We start from the raw sequence: 832 nt of genomic DNA, 5'->3' as shown, positions 1-832 counted from the left end.
GATAGGGGAGATTCCTTATTTGAGGCAAGTTGTAGAACGTTAAAATTATTGTATGAACCTATATGTTAGCTGCTATACCAGCTAGTTTGTCGACTACCGTCGTAAAGTTCATTAGAAATACCATTGGATTTAAAGGCACGTTAGTTTCAGATGATATTTGTATGGGAGCTCTGCATGGTGAAATTGTTAATAAATACCCTGAATACTTAGAAGCTAACTTAATTCTTGAAAAATACCCGAAGACGGTTACGACGGATATGTTAAGTAATGAAGATTTACAAAAACTTACTGACTACGGAATTGTTAAAGATAGATATGATAATATAGGACTAAAAAACTTTTTAGCACGTTTCCCAGAACTAAAGGCAGAATTTATCAAAAGTTTAGCTAAAATTGCTAAGCAAATTATTACAATTGATAATAATTATATAGCGCTACATTGTAGTGGTGATATTGATGAAATGAAGGGTATTTGTGGTATTGATATAACTACACTGCCTGCAAACTAATTAATTATATTTTGAGCTATAGTCAATTGATGAGAAGGTAGTGACGTCGTCTCCACCTTCTCATCAATTGACTATAGCAAACAAGCTACTTTCTCCCACCAAAATATTTCGATACAAAATATTTTTTAAAATTTTTCATTTTTTTCGAGAACGTTCGCTGAGCTGTGTCAGTATAGAATATCATAGTCTAAAATTCAACCTATCAGGGAAGAAAATATCTAGCTGGGAAACGGTTACCGCCCAATCTGGGATTGGCATATTCCACTTTGCTGTAATCTGTTTTATAGCACAAAAAACCAATTTGAACAAGGCATTTTCACTTG

General features: G+C 33.3%; 1 protein-coding gene and 1 pseudogene. One reads left to right on the top strand and one right to left on the bottom strand.

Translation table 11 applies throughout. From position 1 onward, the window contains the following. The first annotated feature begins 62 nt into the window (after positions 1-62). A complete protein-coding gene (locus tag RiCNE_RS07120; RefSeq protein ID WP_094649846.1) occupies positions 63-509 on the top strand; it encodes a hypothetical protein in 447 nt (148 codons plus the stop codon). A gap of 180 nt (positions 510-689) precedes the next feature. Here the strand turns inward: RiCNE_RS07120 and RiCNE_RS08655 are convergent. Continuing rightward, positions 690-832 (bottom strand): annotated as a pseudogene (locus tag RiCNE_RS08655) (IS256 family transposase); the annotation flags it as partial.

This window comes from Rickettsia endosymbiont of Culicoides newsteadi (genome assembly GCF_002259525.1).
Classification (GTDB): domain Bacteria; phylum Pseudomonadota; class Alphaproteobacteria; order Rickettsiales; family Rickettsiaceae; genus Tisiphia.
Note: the sequence above shows the minus strand (reverse complement) of the source record. Positions and strands in the feature narration are given on the sequence as shown.